Annotated in this window: 19 protein-coding genes and 3 pseudogenes; 11 read left to right on the top strand and 11 right to left on the bottom strand. The window is 69.5% G+C overall.

What is annotated here, in order from left to right; genetic code table 11:
* Positions 1–142: 142 nt before the first annotated feature.
* Together OG395_RS11600 and OG395_RS11595 are read left to right on the top strand one after the other, a co-directional pair.
* Positions 143–562: a MarR family winged helix-turn-helix transcriptional regulator gene (locus tag OG395_RS11600; protein WP_327242829.1), complete on the top strand. Its 420-nt coding sequence runs from the start codon at positions 143–145 to the stop codon at positions 560–562.
* Positions 559–996 (top strand): hypothetical protein, encoded by a 438-nt coding sequence (locus tag OG395_RS11595; protein ID WP_327242828.1) that lies wholly within the window; start codon positions 559–561, stop codon positions 994–996. The genes OG395_RS11600 and OG395_RS11595 overlap by 4 nt, the downstream gene beginning before the upstream one ends.
* A 198-nt stretch (positions 997–1194) precedes the next feature.
* On the opposite strand, the gene OG395_RS11590 is transcribed toward OG395_RS11595, so the two are convergent.
* The 3 genes and pseudogenes from OG395_RS11590 to OG395_RS11580 all read right to left on the bottom strand — a co-directional run.
* On the bottom strand, positions 1195–1401 hold the full coding sequence (locus OG395_RS11590; protein ID WP_327242827.1) for a hypothetical protein: 207 nt from the start codon (positions 1399–1401) through the stop codon (positions 1195–1197).
* Position 1402: 1 nt separating this feature from the next.
* Positions 1403–1729 carry a hypothetical protein gene (locus tag OG395_RS11585; RefSeq protein ID WP_327242826.1) on the bottom strand — a complete coding sequence of 109 codons (327 nt, stop codon included), beginning with the start codon at positions 1727–1729 and terminating at the stop codon, positions 1403–1405.
* Between the two features lie 203 nt (positions 1730–1932).
* A pseudogene (locus tag OG395_RS11580) lies at positions 1933–2250 on the bottom strand (substrate-binding domain-containing protein); the annotation flags it as partial.
* A gap of 274 nt (positions 2251–2524) precedes the next feature.
* On the opposite strand from OG395_RS11580, the gene OG395_RS11575 reads away from it, so the two are divergent.
* On the top strand, positions 2525–3826 hold the full coding sequence (locus OG395_RS11575) for a transglycosylase family protein (RefSeq protein WP_327242825.1): 1302 nt from the start codon (positions 2525–2527) through the stop codon (positions 3824–3826).
* Here OG395_RS11575 and OG395_RS11570 read toward each other — a convergent pair.
* Positions 3796–5043, bottom strand: coding sequence for a DMT family transporter (locus OG395_RS11570; RefSeq protein ID WP_442818542.1), 1248 nt, complete (start codon positions 5041–5043; stop codon positions 3796–3798). The two genes, OG395_RS11575 and OG395_RS11570, sit on opposite strands and share 31 nt — an antisense overlap.
* 201 nt (positions 5044–5244) lie before the next feature.
* Between OG395_RS11570 and OG395_RS11565 the strand changes: the two genes are divergently transcribed.
* From OG395_RS11565 to OG395_RS11555, 3 genes and pseudogenes are all read left to right on the top strand, one after another.
* Positions 5245–5979, top strand: a complete 735-nt coding sequence (locus OG395_RS11565) for a (2Fe-2S)-binding protein (protein WP_327242823.1) — start codon at positions 5245–5247, stop codon at positions 5977–5979.
* 21 nt (positions 5980–6000) lie between these two features.
* A pseudogene (locus OG395_RS11560) lies at positions 6001–6593 on the top strand (PA14 domain-containing protein); the annotation flags it as partial.
* Positions 6594–7021: 428 nt separating this feature from the next.
* Positions 7022–7564: pseudogene (locus OG395_RS11555) on the top strand (glycoside hydrolase domain-containing protein); the annotation flags it as partial.
* A 68-nt stretch (positions 7565–7632) separates the two neighbouring features.
* On the opposite strand, the gene OG395_RS11550 reads toward OG395_RS11555, so the two are convergent.
* Positions 7633–7995, bottom strand: coding sequence for an STAS domain-containing protein (locus tag OG395_RS11550; protein WP_327249312.1), 363 nt, complete (start codon positions 7993–7995; stop codon positions 7633–7635).
* 320 nt (positions 7996–8315) lie between these two features.
* Between OG395_RS11550 and OG395_RS11545 the strand changes: the two genes are divergently transcribed.
* Together OG395_RS11545 and OG395_RS11540 are read left to right on the top strand one after the other, a co-directional pair.
* Positions 8316–8786 carry a helix-turn-helix domain-containing protein gene (locus OG395_RS11545; RefSeq protein ID WP_327242589.1) on the top strand — a complete coding sequence of 157 codons (471 nt, stop codon included), beginning with the start codon at positions 8316–8318 and terminating at the stop codon, positions 8784–8786.
* Positions 8675–9457, top strand: coding sequence for an IS630 family transposase (locus tag OG395_RS11540; RefSeq protein ID WP_327242822.1), 783 nt, complete (start codon positions 8675–8677; stop codon positions 9455–9457). Before OG395_RS11545 ends, OG395_RS11540 begins: the two co-directional genes overlap by 112 nt.
* Positions 9458–9470: 13 nt before the next feature.
* Here OG395_RS11540 and OG395_RS11535 read toward each other — a convergent pair whose 3' ends face one another.
* Positions 9471–9983, bottom strand: coding sequence for a MarR family winged helix-turn-helix transcriptional regulator (locus tag OG395_RS11535; protein ID WP_327242821.1), 513 nt, complete (start codon positions 9981–9983; stop codon positions 9471–9473).
* A gap of 80 nt (positions 9984–10063) precedes the next feature.
* Between OG395_RS11535 and OG395_RS11530 the strand changes: the two genes are divergently transcribed.
* Positions 10064–11227, top strand: coding sequence for a PP2C family protein-serine/threonine phosphatase (locus OG395_RS11530; RefSeq protein ID WP_327242820.1), 1164 nt, complete (start codon positions 10064–10066; stop codon positions 11225–11227).
* Positions 11228–11289: 62 nt separating this feature from the next.
* Here OG395_RS11530 and OG395_RS11525 read toward each other — a convergent pair whose 3' ends face one another.
* The 5 genes from OG395_RS11525 to OG395_RS11505 form a co-directional block, all read right to left on the bottom strand.
* A complete protein-coding gene (locus OG395_RS11525) occupies positions 11290–11745 on the bottom strand; it encodes an ATP-binding protein (protein WP_327242819.1) in 456 nt (151 codons plus the stop codon).
* 99 nt (positions 11746–11844) lie between these two features.
* A complete protein-coding gene (locus OG395_RS11520; RefSeq protein WP_327242818.1) occupies positions 11845–12288 on the bottom strand; it encodes a response regulator in 444 nt (147 codons plus the stop codon).
* Positions 12285–13910, bottom strand: coding sequence for a sensor histidine kinase (locus tag OG395_RS11515; protein WP_327242817.1), 1626 nt, complete (start codon positions 13908–13910; stop codon positions 12285–12287). The genes OG395_RS11520 and OG395_RS11515 overlap by 4 nt, the downstream gene beginning before the upstream one ends.
* Positions 13903–15156 carry a PP2C family protein-serine/threonine phosphatase gene (locus OG395_RS11510; RefSeq protein WP_327242816.1) on the bottom strand — a complete coding sequence of 418 codons (1254 nt, stop codon included), beginning with the start codon at positions 15154–15156 and terminating at the stop codon, positions 13903–13905. The genes OG395_RS11515 and OG395_RS11510 overlap by 8 nt, the downstream gene beginning before the upstream one ends.
* 344 nt (positions 15157–15500) lie before the next feature.
* Positions 15501–16391, bottom strand: a complete 891-nt coding sequence (locus OG395_RS11505; RefSeq protein WP_327242815.1) for an RNA polymerase sigma factor SigF — start codon at positions 16389–16391, stop codon at positions 15501–15503.
* A gap of 404 nt (positions 16392–16795) precedes the next feature.
* Between OG395_RS11505 and OG395_RS11500 the strand changes: the two genes are divergently transcribed.
* Positions 16796–18280 (top strand): SDR family NAD(P)-dependent oxidoreductase, encoded by a 1485-nt coding sequence (locus OG395_RS11500; RefSeq protein WP_327242814.1) that lies wholly within the window; start codon positions 16796–16798, stop codon positions 18278–18280.
* A gap of 276 nt (positions 18281–18556) precedes the next feature.
* The gene (locus OG395_RS11495) at positions 18557–18730 is read left to right on the top strand and encodes a hypothetical protein (protein WP_266978285.1); all 174 of its coding nucleotides are present in this window, start codon (positions 18557–18559) and stop codon (positions 18728–18730) included.
* Positions 18731–18762: the final 32 nt, after the last annotated feature.

Genomic DNA, 18762 nt, shown 5'->3' with positions numbered 1-18762 from the left:
CATCACGGTGAACAGCGGTCTGGGCCGTCCGGGGCTCCATGACGACCCTGGGAGCGATCGGGGCCCGGCCACGGACGGGGCGGCCCGATTTTGCAGCGGGTCATACGAAATCGTGTAGTCCGACATTGTGAAGTCCGAAACCGTGCCATCTGAGTGGTCACCCCTGCTGGCGCTCCAGCGGGCCACCCACGCCACCCTCCAGGTCCTCGCCGCAGAGTTGGTCGACCTGGACCTGACCGCCTCCGAGATCAATGCGCTGGCCAACCTCGCCGACGGCCGCGGGCGAACCGTGTCCGAACTGGGCGCGGCCGTCGGCGCCCGCCCCACCACCCTGACCAGCGTGCTGGACCGCCTGGAACGGCGCGGCCACATCACCCGGGGCACCCGCCCGGGAGACCGCCGGGCGGTGCTCGTCGAGCTCACATCCTCCGGACGGCTGGCCGCCACCACGATCCGCCAGGCCGTCACCGACCTGGAGCACCGCGCGCTCGGCGACCTGCCCGCCGACGCGATCGCCGGCCTGCGCACCGGCCTGCAGGCCCTGACAGAGGTGTCCTCATGACCCCGCACCAGCCCGTGATACCGACCCCGAGCGCGCCCACCTTCGAGACGTTGATGGCCGAAGTGATGACGACCGCCGAGCGGTTCGGTCACCGGGAGCATGTCCACCTGACGTGGCTGGCCGTGCGACGGTGCGGCGTGCCCGCAGCTGTCGGCCTGGTCAGCGACGGCATCCAGCGCATCGCCCGTGACGCGGGCGCGCCCCAGAAGTACCACGCGACCGTCAGTCGCGCCTGGGTGGAACTGGTTGGGCACCACGCGGCCCGGCCGGACGACGGCGACTTCGCGACGTTCGCCGACCGCCACTCCGCGCTGCTCGACAAGCGCCTGCTGACCCGCTTCTACCGTCCGGCAACGCTGGCCGACCCGCAGGCGAAGAACGGCTGGGTCGAGCCCGACCTCGCCCCGTTCCCCTGGCAGAACGCCGACCAGTAGTACTCGGGTCTACCGATCGCAGGAGCTCGTGAACCGGCTCTGAACTGCGATGATCCATAGACTATTTGGCCGTGACCGCGGATTGCGGTCGGTGCAGTAACTCATCCGGGTGGCCTCATGGGATGGCCCCTCCGCTGGGACGGCGGACGGGCCATCAGGTGCGCCGTCCTTCAGGAACACGGGAGTCGGCAGGAGGACTCAGTCGGCGACCGCGCTGTTCCGTTGCCGGCGGGCTTCCGTGACGGACGCGTGAGCGGGCGACCCGGGAGGGATCTTCAGCACCCTGCCGCGCGGCACCGGGTCGAACTCGGGTCCGTCGATCGGCGCGTTGAGCACCTCCAGCCGGTCCCGCCGTGTGCGGGCACATGCTGCGACAGCATCGACGTCGCCGTCACTTCGTCTCACCTCAGACCGTCTGCAGGGCGGCGTCGAAGACCGGGTCGTGGACGTCGACGTGTCCGTAGACCTCGTCGACCATCGTGGCGGAGGACCAGCCCCCGGCGTCCCGGGCGCTCAACAGGTTGCCGTCGGCGGCGTCGAGAACACCTGCAGGGCAAGGTGCTCCGGCGGACGCGGCGGACGGCGTGCGCACCTCTGCCGCACGGCTGCGACCATGACGGCCAACCCGCCCATCGCCATGGGAGAGCTGCAGGACGCCGCCAACGACGACCAGGTCGAAGAAGAGCTCGATCCAGGAGGCATGCCGCTCACCGGGCGGCTGACGTGTACTCATAAGGAAGCCATCGGCCAGGTGGCCCACCTGCTGGAGGCCGGCGGCCAGGTCTCGCGGCGCGCCCTTGTGGACCGGCCGGGTGCAGGCTGCCAGGTGCTCCTCCCGTATTCGGTGCGCTCAGGTTCGTGGACCGGCCTGTCGTCCCGGCAGGCCGAGCCGTTTTCGGAGGCGTGTGGGCGATGGGCACCGCAATCGGCGGTCATCCTGCCGTGCTCCCGCAGGACATGGCAGGCACCCATGGCCATCGGGGCATTGGCGGCAAACACCCCGTCCACATCAGGGTGTTCGGCAAGCAGCCGCTCCATCGCGGCCTCGCCGCTCTCCTGCGTGAACCGTCCCTCCGCGATGGGGATGTGCGGATGTCCGAGGCGTGCCATCGTGTTGCGAAGACTGACCATCCGATCCTGGCCCGCGGGCAGATCGAGCGGCCCGCTGATCGTCGCGACACGACGGCAGCCCCGCGCCGACAGATGTTCGGCGGCGAGCCGCGCGCCGTCCTCGTGCGCGAGGTCGACACAGCTGGGCCTTCGCTGTCATGGACTTGTCCGTGCGGGCGCCTCCATGTGCCGGGGCGGCGCCACCACTCTGCCGGCGCCCCACATCACAGAGCGCTCTCCCACATCTGGGATCCAGCGTCTTCTGCAGGCATCGCCCCCTGCGGATGAACTGTGATCCGAGGTGCACCCGTTCCGCGCGTGGCAGGTGGTTTCTCGACTGAACTCTTGTCATCACCCTTTGTATGCCCATAAGTTGACCGCTTGCGACGTGTCCTACAGCCAGTGGGGGAGCCAAGTCATGGCCGCGAACGGACGGCACCGCAAATACCAGCCCAGCCGCATCAACCGTGCCTCGCTGACGGTCACGGCAGGCGGTGCGGGCATCGCGCTCCCGCTCATCAGCGCCGCCTCGGCGGGCGCCGCGTCGACGGATGTCTGGGAGAAGGTCGCCGCCTGCGAGTCCACCAACAACTGGCACATCAACTCGGGCAACGGATACTTCGGCGGACTGCAGTTCACCCGGTCGACCTGGGCGGCCTACGGCGGCACCGCCTACGCGCCGCGCGCCGATCTGGCCACCAGGGAACAGCAGATAGCCATTGCGGAGAAGGTGCTGGAAGCGCAGGGCCCCGGTGCCTGGCCGACCTGCTCCACCCGGGCGGGCCTGACACGGGGCGGTGACGCCCCCGACGTCAAGCCGCAGGCGGAGCGGACCGGCGGTCCCGTCGACACCTCGTCGAAGGGGACTCCCACCCCGAAGAACGCGAAACCGAAGGCCGAGAAGGCACCCGCGCCCGTCACGCCGACCACGGTGCCCGGCAAGCGCGAGGCGTACACCGTTGCGCGGGGCGACTCGCTCTCCGTGATCGCGTCGACCGAACATGTGAGAGGCGGCTGGCAGCATCTCTACGCGGCCAACCGCACGGTGGTCGGCGACGACCCGGACCTGATCTTCCCCGGCCAGCGGCTCACCCTGGACGCGGACCGGACCCCGAAGGCCGCTTCGAAGGAAGGCCTCAAGCCGGGCGCGTCCACCGGACCGCAGCAGAAGACGAAGCCGCGTCGGCAGGCGGAACCGAAGCACGAACAGGCGGAACCGCAGCACCAGGCGGCGAAACCGCACCGCACGGCAGAGCCGAAGCCGCGCCAGGCCGCAAAGCCCCAGCCCAGGAAGACCGAGCGGGCCGAGAACCACTCCGGGCTCGCCGCCCCGGTGGCGGCGACCCGCATCGGCACCTCGTACCACCAGGCAGGTTCCTGGGCCAGTGGGTATCACACGGGCATCGACTTCCCCGTCCCCACCGGCACCTCGGTCAAGGCGGTTGCCTCCGGCACGGTCGTGTCGGCGGGCTGGGCGGGAGCGTACGGCTACCAGATCGTCATCCGGCACAGCGACGGCAAGTACAGCCAGTACGCGCACCTGTCCGCGCTCCATGTGCGCGAGGGCCAGCACATCAGCGGCGGTCAGCGCATCGCCCGCTCCGGCTCCACGGGAAACGTCACCGGACCGCACCTGCACTTCGAGATTCGCACCGGCCCCGGCTACGGCTCCGACATCGACCCCGTGACCTACCTCAGAGCGGGCGGCGTCAGCGTCTGAACGCTGCCGGGCAGCTGCGCGGAGTCAGCCGGTCCGGCGGCCACCGGACCGCGTCGTCCCGAAACGGTGCGTGGCCGCGACGCAGGGCCGAACTCGACCCACCTCGCCCGACGACTCCCCAGCGCCACCGTCGCCGGGGGAGTGAGCAGCGACGAGAAGGATTCGGCAGCCGCCGGGTCGGAAACGGCGGGTGTGACCCGGGCGGGTTCCGTCTGCGGCCGATCCACCGCCGGTGCGCCCGCGAGCGCGACCGCACCGGCGGAGCCGGCGGCGCTCTCCGCGGCAGCCTCGGCATCCTCGATGATGTCCTCCGCGGCAGCCCCGGCATCGACCTCCGACACATCCGCGCCGATCCCCTGGATCCGCTGCTCCTGGCGCTGCTCCGCGCTCATCCGCTCCGTCGTCAGCAGGATCAGCCCGCCCGCGGCCACCACGCCGCACGCGAGCGCCAGCACCGTGCCCGCCGTGCTGTGGCGGAACCCCTCGCCGAACAGCGTGATACCGACCGCCGCCGCGATCACCGGGTTCACGACGGTCACCGTCGCGAGCGGAGCGGTGAGGCCGGCGCCCCGGTACGCGGCCTGGGACAGCAACAGCCCGGACCCGGCCAGCGCCGCGATCACCAGGAGTGAGGGCAGCCCCGCCCCCACCGCACCCGACGTCCACCCCATCGCCACCGTCTTCGTGAACACGGAGGCGATACCGAACGCGACACCCGCCGCCCCGGCCAGCGCCACGCTCCGTACCACCGGCTTCTGCATGCCCCTCGAGACCACGAGGAGCAGCGCCACGGCACCGAACGTCACGGTCGCGAGCATGAACTGCTTCGGCCCGTCCAGCGTGTGCGAATCGCCGCTGCCGGTGAGCGCGAGCAGGCCCGCCAGGCCGACCGTCGCCATGATCGCGCCGCGCCAGGCAGTCGCCCCGGCCCGGCGGCGCACGAAGAGGGCAGCCATCGGCAGGGCGAAGACGATGGTCAGCGCACCGAGCGGCTGCACCAGGCTGAGGGGGCCGTACGCCAGTGCCAGCACGTGCAGCACCGCACCCACACCGTTCAACGCCACCGCCACCCACCACACGCGGTTGCGCAGTGGGGTGAGCGAGCGGCCGTCTCCGGCCGTGGCGACGCGCTCCTGGACGATTGCCCCGGCCGCGTATGCGACCGCGGAGACCAGTGACAGCAGCACCGACAGTGCGAGGAAACTCATGTGCACCACGATGGCCTTTCAAAGCCGCCGAGTCGTCGTCCCTGAGACTGCGATCCGACGTACTGCTTTGGTAGTACGGCAGTGGTCCGCGTGTCCTCCTCCCGACGGTAGTCCTCCTCCCGACAGGCCTCAGGACGATCATCCCGCAGCGATACGGTGAACGGCGAGCCGTGGGACCCGGGATGCCCGCGACGTCACCAGGAGTGATCGATGGAACCCGCGCAGGAACAGCGCACGGAGCAGTCGGACGTGGCCTCGGTGGGCGGCTTCTTCGCTCTGCGCAGCACACCGGTGCCCGGCGGTGCACACCGCCCGCTGGCCCGGCTGTACGCGGGGGAGACGGCATCGCTCACAGCCCGTATCGACGCGGTCGCCGCCGCGCTCCGTACCCCCGAGCGCAGAGTTGCCGCGTCCGTCGCTCACCTGGGCCTGGCCGCCCGTCTCTGGTCGACGGCCCTGGGGCCGGCGGCCGTCGCGGGCCGCTTTCCCGATCTGTCCCCCGGCACGCTCCACTGGGACCCGCGGCGCCCCGCCCCCGACGACCTGTGGCACGAGCCGGTCGCCACGCTGCCCGGCACCGCGGACCGGATCCGCGAGGTCGTCCAGTTCGGCCATCTCGTACCGCTGGCGGAGGCGATCCGACAGGACGGACACCTCGCTCCGCGGCTGCTCTGGGGCAACGCGGGATCGGCCCTGGCCGGAGCGCTCCGTGAACTGATCGCCTGGGCGCGGACCCACCACCGCCCGGACGTCGCGCAACGGGCCCGCGCCCTGGTCGCCGAACTCTTCGACCACCCGGATCTGCGCACCACCGGCTCCCCGCACACCCCCGCGTTCCGCAGACGCAGTTGCTGCCTCTACTACCGGTGCCCGGGCGGGGGCCTCTGCGGGGACTGCGTCCTCGACCGTCGGCCGGGACCCTCACAGGACTCCGCCCCCCGGTGATCGAAACACCGCGCGCCGACTGAGAGGTCGCAGACCTCGCAGCCGGTCGAGTTGACCGCGGGCACGGCGTACGACCTCAAGGTCGAGTTCTTCGAGCACCAGGGCGGGTCCAACCTGCACCTCAAGTGGACCGAGCCGGGCGGCACCAAGGAGCCCGTGCCGCAGTCCGCCTTCCGGCTGCCCGACGGCTTCGCGTACGACGGTGCCATCGCCGCCACCGTTCTCGCGGACGGCCGCAGTCTCAAGCTGGACTTCGCGCAGAAGCTCGCGCCCTGCCCGAAGGGCTCGCCAACCACCTCGACGCCGTCATCGGTGGCGCGAAGTGGCCGCTCGGAGCCGTGAAGGCCGATCCCGCCGACCCGCACAGTCTCACTGTCGCGCTCAAGGAGCCGGTCGTCGGGAACAAGGCCGGCGATGCCACAGGTCTGGCCGATGTCCGCTACGACGGCCAGGGCGGGCTGACCGGCGAGGACGGCAGGGCCGTCGGGGCCTTCTGGTCCAGTGGGCCGAACCGCTCCACGTACGAGCTGCGCACCCGGTGGGCCGATGAAGTCGGCCCGGGCAACGCGCTGCCCGAGTACCCGCGTCCGCAGCTCACCCGTGACAACTGGCAGAAAAGCGGCGAGTACGGCGGGCTCGGCCTGGCCGTGCCGGGGCATGCCTGGGCCGTTCAGCAGTCATACATCGCGGTCGACCCGGCCACGTACACCGACGACCATCTGGCCAGGCTCGACGAGGTGCGGAAGATCGCCTGCCGGGGCAGCAACGGCGCCGTGTACACCCGGATCTCGGACGTGGAGGGTGAGTTGAACGGACCTACGACCGGAGGATCGTCAAGCCCGAGGTGAAGCGGATCAGGGCGGCGCAGGACGCGCTCGTCCGCGACGCCCCGAACCCGGTCGTGGCGGGACGCCCCACGCCCTGACCCATGGCCGTGCTCCGGCCCGCCCCCTCCCGGGCGGGCCGGAGTGTTCGCGTCCGAACCCTTGACGTGGATCACGGCGGTACCAAGAATGATCGCGCTCCGACAACGTTGGCCGTCGCTTTCACCGGACCCGCCGACCCGGCGCAGAGCGAGGGCTTCCACGAGGGCACGTCCTGGTAGTACCAGTGGCTCGTTCCGCAGGACCTGCCCGGCATGGTCGGGCTGATCGGCGGGAAGGGCGCCGCCAACCGGCGGCTCGACTCCTTCTTCGCGTACGACAAGCTGCTCGCCGATCCCGCGGAGACCGCCCGCGAGGTCTGGGTCAACGGCCCGTACGCGTACGACAACGCCGACAAGTACAACCCGCAGAACGAGCCCGACCTCATCGCCCCGTACACCTATCTCTCCCCCGGGCAGCCGTGGAAGACCGCCGATGTGGTGCACGCGGCCCTGACCCTTTTCACCGATGCCCCGACCGGCATGACGGGCAATGACGACCTCGGCACGATGTCCGCGTGGATGGTGCTCTCCTCCATCGGCGTCTTCCCGGTCCGGCCCGGCACCGACACCTGGGGCTTGTCCACGCCGGCCTTCGAACGCGTCGACATCGGGCTCGACCGGCGTTACTGCCCACGCGGCTCGTTCTCTCGGCTGAGCCCGGATCGGCCGGAAGCCCGGACGCCCGCCCCCTCGACGCACGAGGGGGCGGGCGTCCGCGGTTGCCGGAGTCAGGTGGGCGGCGGAGGGTCGATGGCCTCCGCAACGGTGTCGAAGACCGGCAACGCGCTGTCCAGACCGAGCACACCGATGAGCCGCGCCATGAACGGGGACGGCGTGGCCAGCCGCATCCGGGGGCCCAGCAAGGACTGCCCGTGGAGCAGCATGTTCACCGTCGTGGAGTCCGCGAACGACACGGCGGAGAGCTCGACGACGACCGGAGCCTGCCCATCCTGTGCCGCGTTCTCCAGCGCCGTACCGAGAACGCCGATGTTGTCGATATCGAGATCACCCGTCAGGGCGAGTACCAGGGCTCCCCGCTCCTGGCGTGGGACGATTCGAAAGGCTTTGTCACCGCTGGGCGATGGAAGCACGGAAGGCACCTCGGGATGCACTCGGTGAACGGGGACGACCGTCGTGGGCGGACGGCTCGGTCGCGATCAGCCCCGGCTTGCGGCGTGGGGTACCTGCCGAACGATAGAAGGGATAGTTGCCGCTTGACAACATTCTCCCTGAGTAACAATCTATTTCCAGTTGATCAACAACGACCGCACCCACGTCGGGTGCGGCTCGGTTACGCCCAGGACAGGGGCCGGATGAAACTAGTAGCGTGTCGCCGCTTAGTTATGGTGCACCTGACTGGGAGGTTGGTGTCTGGCAGGTTCCTTCCCCCTTGCCAGATAGGACTGTTGTTGTGGGTTCGCAGAAGAAGCGGCCGGTCAGTTTGACCGCGCAGGATCGTGAGGATCTGGTCCGGGTGACCACGACAGGTGTTCGTGGAGCCTCGATGATCATGCGTGCGCGGGTGCTGCTTGCGCTGGACAGCTCGGTGGGTGAGGTGGACACCAAGGAGGTGATCGCGGCCCGGCTCGGCGTCTCCGGTGAGACGTTGCGGCTGGTCGCCAAGCGTTTCACCGAGACCGGTGGCGATGTGCACGCCACGATCGCGCGGAAGAGGCGCGACCTCCCGCCGGTGCCCTCGCCGGTGACCGGTGAGGTCGAAGCCCGGCTGATCGCGATGGCGTGCTCACAGCCACCCCAGGGCTATACCCGGTGGTCGCTGCGGCTGCTGGAGAAGCACGTCGCGCTGGTCGAGGACATCCCCGATCTGGACCACTCCACCATCGGGCGGGTCTTAAAAAAACGGAACTGCGTCCTCATCTGAGAAAGTGCTGGACCATCCCGCCACGAGCGAACGCGGAGTTCGCGGCCCGGATGGAAGACGTGCTGGCCGTCTATGCCCGGCCCTACGATCCGGCACGTCCGGTGGTGTGCATGGACGAGAAGCCCTACCAGCTCCTCGACCATGCCCGCGACCCGCTCCCGGCCCGCCCTGGTCACGACGCCTGCCAGGACAGCGAGTACATCCGCCGCGGCACGTGCTCGATCTTTGTGTGGGTCGAACCCCTGCGCGGGTGGCGTCGAGTCCAGGCACTGTCCCAGCGGACCCGGATCGACTGGGCCGGCCAGGTCAAACAGTTACTGAGCGTGGACTACCCCGACGCCGAGGCCGTGGTGCTGGTGATGGACAACCTCAACACCCACGGCATCGCCTCACTGTACGAGGCATTCGAACCAGAAGAGGCCTTCGCCCTGGCCCAACGCCTCGAGATCCACCACACACCCAAACACGGGTCATGGCTCAACATCGCCGAGATCGAACTCTCCGCGCTGACCCGGCAATGCCTCGACCGCCGGATCAGCAACCTCGACAACCTCAACACCGAACTCTCAGCCTGGCAGAACGCCACCAACACCGACCAACGTCAGGTGAACTGGCAGTTCACCACCCACGACGCACGCATCAAACTGCGTCACCTTTATCCCAAAAATTAGCTGCGACGGTCTACTAGGCGCTCTCCGCGACATCGTCGCGCAGCCGGGTAGTCGGACCGCCGTCCCCCCCGATCCGCTCGGCAGCGGCCGTGTTGAATGCGGCGAGACCTTCCGCGAGGGCCGCCACCGCCGCCGACGGCATGCGTCCCAGGACCGCGGCGAACTCCCGGGTCCGGATCGCCCGGTACTCCTCCAACAGAGTGCGGCCCTGCTTGGTCAGCCGGAGCTCGACCTCCCGGCGGCTGATGGCACTGGGTTCCCGCCGGATCAGGCCCATGGCCTCCATGCGGTCGCAGAGCCGGCTCACCGAGGGCGCGCGCGAACCGAGCGCCTCACCGAGCGACCGGAGATTGCTGCCCTCCTGCTGCTCGATCACGAGCAGCGCCCGCAGCTGGGAGGGCGAGACCGTGCCAGGGCCCGCCGACTCCTGCCCCCGCGACCACAACACCTCCAGCAACTCGGAGGCGGAACAGACATCCGCGGACACCTGCTCAAGGGGGCGCGGATGACCGGTGGGGCGGGGCATCTGTCCACTCTTTCACCCTGCGCACCCGTCTGTCAGCCCGGAACCGGCCCCGCCGCCGCTCGAAGAAAGCCGGAGCGACCGTGAACGCCCGCCCGGATATCGAAAGAGCGGTGCGCGCAGCGGCACCGTACGCCTTGGTGGAAACTGTCCGCGAAGCGCTCCGGAGGGAGTACGGTGCGCTCCACGTGCAGCTTCTGCTGGCGGACTACGGCATGACCGTACTCAAGCCCGTCGACCCGGTCGACGGCCCCGGCGACCCCCTGTCGATGCACAACAGTCCGGAGGGCCGGGCCTTCGGCAGCCAGGAACCGCGCGAGCAGCCCCTCCGGCACGACGAGGCACGCGATCATCACCTCCCGGTGACGGTGCGCGGGGAGCGGCTCGGCATTCTCACCGTGCGGCTGCCTGCCGAAAGCTCCACCGCGCGGACGGTGGACGAGCTGACTCACGTGGCCGACCTCCTCGGCCACGAGATCCTGGTCGCGGAACGGGACACCGACCTCTACCACCGGGCGCGTCGGGTCAGCAGGCTCACGCTCGCCGCCGAAATGCAGTGGCAGCTCCTTCCCGCGCGGGCCTGCACGGCGGCCGAGTACGCCATCGGTGCCCAGTTGGAGCCCGCCTATGCCATCCACGGCGACAACTTCGACTGGTCCGCCGACGCCGACGAGCTGACCGTCGCCGTGACCAACGGCATGGGCGAGGGCATCCGGGCGTCCCTGCTCACCAACCTCGCCGTGAACGCGCTGCGCAACGCCAGACGGGCCGGGATCGGCATCGCCGACCAGGCGTCCCTCGCGGACCAGGCGATCTACGCGCTGCACCGCGGCGGTGCCCACGTCTCCACCCTGCTGCTCCACTTCGACCTGGCCACCGGCCGGGTGGGCGCCGTGGACGCCGGCTCTCCCCAGCTGTGGCGGCTGAGGGGCAGAACGGTCACCCGTATCGACTTGGAGGCGGAGCTTCCGCTCGGCATGTTCGAGGAGTCCCAGTACTCCGTCCAGGAGTTCCAGGTGGTGCCCGGGGACCGGCTGCTGCTTGTCAGCGACGGCGTCTACGAGGCCGCGTCGCCGCTGGGGGAGCTGTACGGGGAACGGGCTCTGGCCCGCGCGCTCCTGGCGACCAGGCTGCTGCCGGCAGCGACCGTGCCGCGCGCCGTGCTGCGTGAGCTGGCCGAATACCGGGACTCGGAGACGCTGGACGACGCCCTCGTCCTGTGCATCGACTGGTTCGGGAGGTCTTAGAGGCTCTCCCCGGGACAGGAGCTGAAGGCTCTTCACAGGACCGGGGCCGGGCTGCTCCCGGGTCAGCTGCTGAGCTCGAACTCGGCCCTGATGCGCTTGCCCACCGGCACCCGCTCGGCGGTCAGCCGGTCGCACAGGGCGACCACTATCTCCATGCCATGACCGCCGAGGCGGCTCGGATCGGGGGAGAAGAGGACGGGAAGCGCCGTGCTGCTGTCGTAGACCGTGACGCTGATCCGCCGCGCGGTGCCCTCAAGCTCCAGCAGGTAGGGGCCGTGGGTGTACCGGTCGGCGTTGGTGACCAACTCGCTCACGGCCAGCATCAGGTCGTTACGGGTGTGCTCGCCGAGCACCGCCAGCCATTCCGTGGTGAGCCTGATCAGAAAGCGGTCGGCCAATGCGCGTGCCTGTGCGATGCATCCCGGCTCACCACCGAACACTTCGGCGACGTGCAGTGCCTCGGTGGGCCAGTGACCCTGATGCGGGTCGTCCGGCCGGGAGAGGGCGTGTTGGTTCATGAGCTCCAGCCAGGGCGCAGCAGGGGAGGTCGGTGACCTTTTCTTCGCGGTTCATCTACCCGTGTCATGAGATCCCACTCCTGGGAATGACGAGGGTGGTCAGGAGCGACCCGGCAGTCGTACGACCGTCACGAAGAACTCGTCGATCTGGCGCACGGCCGCGATGAACTGATCCAGGTCGACCGGCTTGGTGACATAGGCGTTGGCATGCAGTTTGTAGCTGCGCAGGATGTCCTCCTCGGCGGAGGACGTGGTGAGCACGACCACCGGAATGAGCGCGAGCTCCGGGTCGTTCTTGATCTTCTCGAGGACCTGGCGGCCGTCGTACCGGGGCAGGTTCAGGTCGAGCAGGATCAGGTCGGGGCGCGGAGCGTCGACGTGGTCGCCGCGGCGGTAGAGGAAGTCCAGGGCCTCCTGTCCGTCCCGCGTCACATGGAGAGTGTTGCGGATCTTGTTGTCCTCGAATGCCTCCCGGGTCATGAGCTCGTCGCCGGGGTCGTCCTCCACGAGAAGGACTTCGATGGGCTGTACCGGGGTGTTCACGGGGCATCTCCGGAGAGTTCGGGACCAGGAGCGGCGGCGGGCTCCGTCGCCGGGTGGCGCGCCGTACCGGGGCTGACCGGCAGCGAGAAGTGGATGCGAGCGCCTTCGCGGTAATCGGGGTCCAGCCAGATCCGGCCGCCGTGGAACTCGATGATCTTGCGGCAGAGAGCGAGTCCGATGCCCGTGCCGTCGTACTCGTCGCGGGAGTGCAGACGCTGGAAGATGATGAACACCTTCTCTGCGAACTCGGGGGCGATGCCGATGCCGTTGTCCTGCACGGTGAAACGCCATTCGTCCTCCTCCCGGACACAGCCGACCGTGATCACGCACGGGACCTCCGGGCGGCGGAACTTCACCGCGTTCCCGATCAGGTTCTGCCAGATCATCGCGAGGGTCGTCGGGTCACCGGTCACCTGCGGCAGCGGCTTCTCCCGGACGAGGGTGGTGCCGGTCTCCTCGATGGACAGCGCGAGATTGGCCACGGCCCGGTCCAACGAGCGGTCGAAGTCCACGGAGTTCCAGCTGTCGTGGACCCGGCCCACCCGCGAGAAGGTGAGCAGATCGTTGATGAGCACCTGCATCCGCTTGGCCCCGTCGACCGCGAAGTCGATGTACTGCTTGCCTCGCGCGTCCAACTCCTCGCCGTACCGTTTCTCCAGGAGCTGGCAGAACGAAGCCACCTTGCGCAGCGGCTCCTGGAGGTCGTGCGAGGCGACGTAGGCGAACTGCTCAAGTTCGGAGTTGGAGCGACGGAGCTCCTCGGTCTGCTGGGCCAGCAGCGATTCGCGTTCCTGGGCCTCGTCGAGCTCCGACACCAGACGACTGCGCATGTCCTCGACGGTTGCCGCCACCGCCCGCACGTCGGACGGCCCGTGCACCTCTATGCGGTGGCGGAATGCGCCGGCCCGTACTTTCCCCGAGTCGGCGGCGAGAACGCTCAGCGGGCGGCCCACCACACGGTTGAACAGCATGCTGAGCGAGATCACGGCCAGCGCGAAACCGATCACCAAGGCGATCATGGCCCGGTCGCGTACGGTCCGGGCGTCGTTGAGCTCGGCGCGCGCCCGGTCCCGGGCGGCATCGAGGTGCTTCTGCTGCGTGCTGTACAGCGAGCGCAGGATGTCGAACTCCCGCTTGCTCTCAAGGATCCTGGTGGAGGAGTCGGCCGCCGGACCGTCCTGCCGGACCGCAGCGATCAACGGCTCCGCGTTCAAGGCGCGCCAGCGCGCGGAAGCCTCGGCGATCCGGTCCAGATCACTGCTGAACGGCTGTTCGTCGCCGAGTGCCGCGCGCACCCGGGCGATCCGCCGCTGTTCGTCCCGCTTGCCGGCCTCGTAGGGTTCGAGAAAGGTCTTGTCGCCGCTGAGGGCGAAGCCGCGGACCCCGGTCTCCTGATCGAGCAGCGCATTCTGCAGCTGGAAGGCGGAGGAGCGGGCCGGCTGGATGCGGTCCACCAGTTCGGTGGTCCGGTCCGATATTCGGGACAGCACGAGCCCTCCCACCACCAGACATCCGCAGACGACCAGCACGAAACCGGCCAGGATCAGATGCACCCAGTTCTGGACCGACAGGCGCGAGAACCACGGCCCGCGCGAAGCCGGTCCGGTCGCTGTGTCACTCATGGGGCGTCTTTCTCCAGCCGAGGTGTAGTACGGCGACGTCGTCGGCGAGGCCGCCGTAGGGCGAAGCGCTCTCGGTGGCGCCGATGACCAGCGCGTCGATGAAGGGGCGGGCGGCAAGATCTCCGAGGCGCCGCGCCATCGCGAGCAGTCCCTCTTCTCCGAGCCGGGAGTCCGGACCCGTGCGCCCCTCGAAGAGTCCGTCGGTGAAGAGCACGACACCGCCGTCGCTCGGGAGGGCGAGTTCGGTCGTCGACCACTGGCCGGCTCCGGGAAGCAGCCCCAGCGCCATGCCGCCCTCGGGCTCCACCCACTCGACCTCCGTGCCGCGCCGCACCAGAAGCCCCGGATGTCCGGCCCGCACCACCCTGACGTGCCCGGCGTCGCGCGGGAAGACGAGCGAGGTCACCGTTGCGAAGGCATGCGGGTCGGAACGCTCGGCGACGAGAATCGCTTCCAGGAGCCGTATCTGTTCCAGTGGATCGGTGTCGCACAGCACCGCTGTACGCCACGCCACGCGCAGACACACACCGAGCGCGGCCTCCGCCGCCCCGTGCCCCGAAACATCGCCGATCACGGCGTGCACGGTGCCGTCGCGGGTCTGCACCACGTCGTAGAAATCGCCGCTCAGCAGACCGTGCGCCCGGCCCGGCTGGTAGCGGGCGACGGCGTCGAAGCTCTGGTCGCGCAGCAGCGGCACGGGCAGCAGCCCGCGCTCCAGACGGGCGTTCTCCCGGGCCATCAGCTGATTGGCGTGCAGCGCGGCAGCGGCCCGTTCGACCTGCTTGCGCTGGAGGGCGTAGCGAATGGCGCGGGACAGTGCCTGAGGATCGAGCCGACCCTTGGCGAGATAGTCCTGGGCACCGGTGGCCACGGCGGTGAGGCCCGCCTCGGCGTCCGCGAGTCCGGTCAGTACGACGATCGCCGCGTCGGGAGTCGTCTCCACGATCTGGGTGACCGCCGGAAGCCCGTCCACATCGGGAAGGTGCAGATCGAGCAGCACACAGACCGGAGTGCTGACGGTCCGCAGGAATGTCAGGCCCTCGGCCAGCGTCTTGCGCCAGATGAGTCCGGAGCCCAGCTCGCTGTCGGCGAGCATCTCCTCGACGAGCAGGGCGTCACCGGCGTCGTCCTCGACCAGCAGGATCGCGGCGTCGACATTCCATACGGAACGTCCTGAGCAATGCTGTACCGGGAGGGTGACGTGGGCCGCAGGATGTGCCGAGGCGCTTGCGCGCGGCTCAGACACTCTCCACCCCCTCGCGCGGTCGGCGCAGGTCGTTTCCGGTCGTCCCGCAGCATATGCGAACGAGTGCTGTCGCCGTGCCGTCGGACGTCGACGTACCCGGCGGTGCGGTCCGTCGGCCGCCGGGACGCCACGGTCGGGCGGGCACGACGAGCCTGCCCAGTGAGCACGGTGAGTTCCGCCACCGTCTCCACCGACGCTCCGGCGCGAACGGCCGGAACCGCGTGCGGCTCCAGGTGCGCGCGGGCGCCGTCGGAGGCGGCCGCGGCATCACGCAGGCGACGCACGGCCGGTTCGAGCGGAGCGAGATCCATGGCCGAATGCTCCTCTCACGCTCCGTACCCCGGTCAGGCCTTCACGGACATTCCCGCGCGCAGCCGTTGGACGATCCGCGCCAGCAACCGCGAGACATGCATCTGCGAGACGCCGAGCTCGGCGCCGATCTGGGACTGCGTCATCTCCTGCCCGAACCGCATCTGCACGATCCGCCGCTCGCGGTCGTCCAGCTTCTCCAGCAGCGGCGCCAGCGTGTGGAGATTCTCGACCGCCTCCATGCCGGGGTCGGCCTCACCGAGGAGTTCGGCGTACGACCGCTGCTCCTTGCTCGACTCCGTGTCGGCCGAGGGACTGTCCAGGGAACCGGCCGAGTAGCCGTTCGCGGCGACGAGGCCTTCGATGACCTCATCCTCGGGGAGATCGAGACGGGCGGCCAGCTCCTTGACGGTGGGGTCGCGGTCCAGCTCGGCCGAGAGCTGCTCCTTCGCCTTCGCGAGATCGACACGCAGCTCCTGGAGCCGGCGTGGGACATGCACCGACCAGGTGGTGTCCCGGAAGAAGCGCTTGATCTCGCCGACGATGTACGGCACGGCGAATGTGGCGAACTCGACGTCACGGGAGAGGTCGAACCGGTCGATCGCCTTGATCAGACCGATCGTGCCGACCTGAATGATGTCCTCGGTGTCGTCACCGGCCCGGTTGCGGAACCGCGCCGCGGCGAAGCGCACCAGCGAGAGATTCATCTCGATGAGGGTGTTGCGCGCGTACTGGTATTCGTGCGTGCCCTCCTCGAGCACCTGGAGCCTGTCGAGGAAGAGCTTGGAAAGCTGGCGCGCATCCTTCGGAGCGACCTTTCCGGTGTCCTCGATCCAGGGCAGCTCAGCAGCTCCGGCACCGGTGAGCGCACCGGTCTCCTGGTGCAGTGTTCCTGCTCCGCTGGTCCGCTCCGAAGCGGTCACCATGTCGTCGCCCTCCCTGTTCGTCGGATGTATCGAACGGCGCCTGCCCCGCTTCCCCCGAGTGATGCGCGAAGATCCGGATTTCCTTTCGCCGGCCCGGTCACGGCACCCACTGTTGCCCCATGCGTGCGCGGTCCTGTCCTGGGTCCTGCCCCCGGAACCGCCGACGCCGCCCGGGTCCATGGCGTCCCCTCCAGCGGCCCGCTGTGGCGCCCCGCGCACCCGGATGGAGCAACGCGGCGGACATGGCAGACTTGAGCGGGGCGTTCGGCCCGAAGTGCGGCGGCTTCGCGCAAGCCCGCAGCCGGGCCTCAGCCCCGTGGACAGCCAGTCCTCGTGAGCCCGCTACGGCGATGCGCCGGGGGCCGCCGAGAGATCCCGGCGGCATGACTGACAGAGGAACGGCAATGACGGTGACAGAGGACAGCGCGGAGTTCGCTCCCGGTATCGAGGAGTTCGGTCCCGGTATCGACCCGGAGCGGCTGGCCGTCTGCCTGAGCGTGCTCGACGAACTCGACAGCATCGAGGTCGACCACCCCGACGCCATCGCCGTGCGCCGCGCCACCGCCGGCATCTACCGGACCGTGAAGCAGCGCCGCCGTCAGGAGCGCCGGGCCGCCAAGACCGCGCACGACAAGGCCGTCACCGAGGCCACCGCCACCGGATCCGCCGACCGCATCGACGACGAGACCCAGGGTGTCCTGCCGTCCTCCTCGGCCGGCGCCGAGATCGCCGGGATACTCCAGCGGCCCCGTTCCTGCTACATCTGCAAGACCCGGTACGTCGAGGTGGATGCCTTCTACCACCAGCTCTGCCAGCAGTGCGCCAAGGAGAACCGGGACCGCCGCGACGCGCGGACCGACCTGACGGGACGCCGGGCGCTGCTCACCGGCGGCCGGGCCAAGATCGGCATGTACATCGCGCTGCGGCTGCTGCGTGACGGCGCGCACACCACCATCACCACCCGCTTCCCCAACGACGCGATCCGCCGGTTCAAAGCGATGCCGGACAGTGACGAGTGGATCCACCGGCTGAAGATCGTCGGCATCGACCTGCGCGACCCCGCCCAGGTCGTCGCCCTCGCCGACTCGGTCGCCGCCGAGGGGCCGCTGGACATCCTGATCAACAACGCCGCGCAGACGGTACGCCGCTCCCCGCAGGCGTACAGCGAACTGCTCGGCGCGGAGTCCGCACCGCTGCCCGCGGGCGAACTTCCCGCGGCCGAGGTCATCGGCACCTTCGGCAGCGGCTCGGTCGACCGCGTCGCCGCCCTGCCCGCCGCCCGTAAGGAGGGGCTGAGCGCCCAGGACGTCACTGAACTGGCCCTGGTCACCGGTTCCGCCTCGCTGGAACGGATCGCTGCGGGCACCGCGATCGACGCGGGTGGTCTCGTACCGGACCTGCACCACACGAACAGCTGGATCCAGACGGTCGAAGAGGTCGAGCCGATCGAGCTGCTCGAGGTGCAGCTCTGCAACTCCACCGCGCCGTTCATCCTGATCAGCCGGCTCCGCCCGGCGATGGCCGCGACGGCAGCCAAGCGCGCCTATGTGGTCAACGTCTCCGCGATGGAGGGTGTTTTCAGTCGCGGCTACAAGGGCGCGGGCCATCCGCACACCAACATGGCCAAGGCGGCGCTGAACATGCTCACCCGCACCAGCGCCCAGGAGATGTTCGAGAAGGACGGCATCCTGATGACCGCCGTCGACACGGGCTGGATCACCGACGAGCGCCCGCACCCCGACAAGATCCGGCTGGCCGAGGAGGGCTTCCACGCCCCGCTCGACCTGGTCGACGGCGCTGCCCGGGTCTACGACCCGATCGTGCGCGGCGAAGCGGGCGAGGACCTGTTCGGCTGCTTCCTGAAGGACTACGCGCCGGCAGGCTGGTAGATCGATCCGTTGTCCGAAAGTGACTGAGCGCACACGTTCCATCGAGCGGGAAAGCGCTCATTTGGTTAGGCTGAGGTGAACGGACGCCACCCGGGGATCCACAAAACTCCCCGGGCCGTCCTGGGACAGGCTTGTAACCAGGCCGCCGTTCCGCCCCATGCCCGGCGCCACCGCGACCGAACTGTTCCTGCCCCACCCCACATGGGTGGTCGATGTCCGGTAATGAGGCCGGAGTGTCGGCGACGCCCGGGGTTACGCGACACAAAGGAGTGCGCGGTGACACCAGAACTGACGAAGCAAGAGAAGCGACCGGCAGAGCGACAGGGAGAGCGGGCCCGTCGGCCCGAGAAACTCCAGAACCTCGAAGTCTGGGCCAGGTCCGCGCCGATCCGGCTGGCCGGCTACGAGGACGATCTCGCCGAGCCGCACATCCTGCCCGGCATCGACTGATCGACGGGCCCGGCTGCGCGCCCGCCCGGCGT

This window comes from Streptomyces sp. NBC_01320, assembly GCF_035974375.1.
Lineage (GTDB): Bacteria > Actinomycetota > Actinomycetes > Streptomycetales > Streptomycetaceae > Streptomyces > Streptomyces yanii.
This window is presented reverse-complemented; position numbering and strand designations above follow the sequence as displayed.